2 protein-coding genes are annotated in these 3,028 nt (G+C 38.8%); one reads left to right on the top strand and one right to left on the bottom strand.

The features are described 5' to 3' along the window. Positions 1-738: TetR/AcrR family transcriptional regulator (locus tag Q384_RS10750; RefSeq protein ID WP_051940921.1), on the bottom strand; the 738-nt coding region annotated here is incomplete at its 3' end. A 903-nt stretch (positions 739-1,641) separates the two neighbouring features. On the opposite strand from Q384_RS10750, the gene Q384_RS10745 reads away from it, so the two are divergent. Then, positions 1,642-3,028, top strand: a 1,387-nt coding sequence (locus tag Q384_RS10745) for a BapA/Bap/LapF family prefix-like domain-containing protein (RefSeq protein ID WP_037588017.1), incomplete at its 3' end; no start/stop codon positions are given.

Genomic DNA, 3,028 nt, shown 5'->3' with positions numbered 1-3,028 from the left:
TCTCTGTTGTTCTCTGTTGTTCTCTGTTGTTCTCTGTTGTTCTCTGTTGTTCTCTGTTGTTTCCAGTAAGTATGCAGCTTTGATTTCGTTTTCTTCCTCTATATATTTGTTGATGATGCTGTCAAATTCGGAACGATGCGCTTCGGTGACGTAAGAACGGAACAGCGACAAGAGCTGGCGTGCACCTTTGGAACGCGCACTTTTACTGAATTGGTTACCGGAGATGTAGTAGCTGAAACAAAACCAGTGTTTGGTGACTAGCCAACTGTTAATTATCAATTCTTCACGTATGGTGATGTCGGCATCAATGACATTATCGGCATCAAGCTGCATTAAGAAGGTATCTAAAAACGGAATAATGTTGTATTGCATGAACTCGTAATGAGTCTGGAAGAGTTTTTCATATTTTTCAGTGAGCGAGGAGGTGTCTGTCATCAAGAAACGATAACGCCACATCTTGTCAAACAAGGCATTAATAATTTGATTAAAATTTTCCAGGCAGTTCATTGTGCCGAATGATTTCAGCAGCTCCATTAATTCTTGCTGATGCATCAGCAAGAGCTGCAAGATAATTTCATCTTTGCCTTTGAAATGGTAGTAGAGGTTGCCGGGGCTGATGCTCAGTTCTGAAGCAATATGGAACGTGCCGACATTGCGCTCACCCCGCTCGTTAAAGAGCTGCAGGCTGATTGCGATGATTCTTTCACGATTGCTGATTTTTTGAGCTGCTGTTTTCATCTTTATGTACCTTATGTGATTCAAGTATAAAAAAATGGTAGTTTAGCGATATAACAGCTAACTACCCTTCTCTGAAATTATGTTCGCCATGCGGAATATGTTTGCTATGCGGAACTATTTATTATAAGGAGGATAAAATTTAAAAGCAGTTACATATAGTAAATTATATGAAGGTAAATTGCTTACTCCTTTGATGTACGTTAAAAATATCCATGATAGTCAATATTGTTTCTGATTGCAATCACAGCGTAATGGGTTTGCGCAACCACAAATCCTGTCTTTATGGTAATTATAATTATATAAACTATAATTACTAGATGTCAAATTCTATTAACGCATGAAAATTATGCGGTTTTTTTTGTGTGGTATTTAGCAAAATTCAGTCAATTAAATAATGGTCTTTTTCTTAGAGTAAATTGATTTCTGTCAGTTAATTGAAATAGGTAAATAAGGCTTTATCCGTAATTATTCTTGTTTGTTCTAAAGTGTTCATTAGTTTATTCTTCGGTATATATTGATTAAAATAAACAATATAAAATTGTTAAAATAATTTAATTAGTGTATTTTGTATTTTAAAAAAATTATGTTATTAAAAAATAATTTCACCGTAATCAATTAAAGAAACTAGTATCTATTATTTATAAATATTTGTTATTTATGAATAAAAAAATATCAAATAAATTTTTATTATTGATTTTTGGAATAGAATGCGATTTAAGTTGTCAGCTAATTGGGTTGGCTATATAAATTTTTGAATGGATGCCGGATTGAATAATTCAGCTGGGTAAGTTTATTTATAAAAGCTGAAATTCAAATTAACCACCGATTTATGTACAAATTTTATTGTGCTTAACCAATAGCAAAATTTAAACTTTAAACAAACACGAAAGTGGGGATCAAATCATGGCGCATATTGACATAATTAGTCGTGCAAGCAAAAAAGTTTTATCAGCCGTAGAAGGTGTACGCGCGGATATTACGCATTTATCACCTAACGGCGATGCTGTGGTGGTGAAATTAAACATAGGCAATGACACCATTGTTGACATCAAACAAGAGGGAAGCCAGTTACTTGTTGTGTTGTCGAATGGTGAAGTAATTATTATTGATGGCTACTTCAGCCAGATGTGTGAATCAGAAAGTACACGGGGACGAGGTGAAGCTGCCGGCGATAATACCAATCATTTGGCGGTTGAAGATGCTGTTGGCAACCTGTATTTCATTTCCACCGTTTCTAAAAATCAGTGTTTGGCAGAAGTTCAATATTATTCTATTGAAAGCATAGATCCGCTGTTATCGCAAACAGAGGTAGATGTTGCCGGTTGGAAACCGTGGTTTGGCTATGGTTCGGTGATTACTGCCGCTGTTATCGGTTTGAGTCAAGGGGATAACGGTAAATCATCGCCTCCGTCTGCGCCGGCACCCACCATACGTATTGATTCCCCCGTATTCCGTGATAAAAACGGCAATGATGTAACCAAAGGCACAGACATTGCCAATGGTAAAATTGCGGCTTCAGTACATATTTTCGGGCATGTTGATAACATTGCCGACGGCACTAAAATTCGCGTAACCATCAGCCCAAAAGATTTGGCGCGCTTGGGGTTGGACAGTAAAGCTTCCACGGTGGTGTGTGAAACCGTTGTGCAAAATGGTAAATGGGAATTGCATTTAGACATCAATGGCAAAGAGATTGATGTTGGTATGTTCCGCCAAGGGTTGGATACCATGCAGATTGTGGCAATGGCATTGAATGATAATGGCAAAGTGCTGGCTGAACATAAAAAAAGTGCGGGTTTGATTACTCGTCTGCCGGCAAATGGTCTTGATGTGCCTGATTACGAAATGACTGTTCCTGCTAATCCGCACGACCCTTTAAATGGTAAAGGGACACCCGGGCATAAAATTACCGTTACCTTCCCCGATGGCAATACGGCTACTGCCACTGTTGATAAAAATGGCAATTGGAGCGTAGAAAATCCCGGGAATTTGCCAAACGGCAGTCATGTTGTGGTGAATCAAACCAATCCGAGCGGCGAAATTGGTCAGATTAATGGGCAAGACCCGATTGTCGGTAAAGGTGATGCCGGTAATATCATTATCGTGAAGATGCCCGATGGCAGTACCAGCAGCGTTGTGGTTGATAAAAACGGCAACTGGCGCATTCCCAATCCGGGTAATTTTAAAGACGGCGATAAAATCAGCATTATTGCCGAAGACGATTACGGCAACAGCACCACAAAAGAAGCCAAAGTTCCTGATGCAACCGCACCTGACGTGCCGCATGTGA

Origin of the sequence: Stenoxybacter acetivorans DSM 19021, assembly GCF_000745895.1 — a bacterium.
In the GTDB taxonomy this organism is placed as follows: Bacteria; Pseudomonadota; Gammaproteobacteria; order Burkholderiales; family Neisseriaceae; genus Stenoxybacter; species Stenoxybacter acetivorans.
Note: the sequence above shows the minus strand (reverse complement) of the source record. Positions and strands in the feature narration are given on the sequence as shown.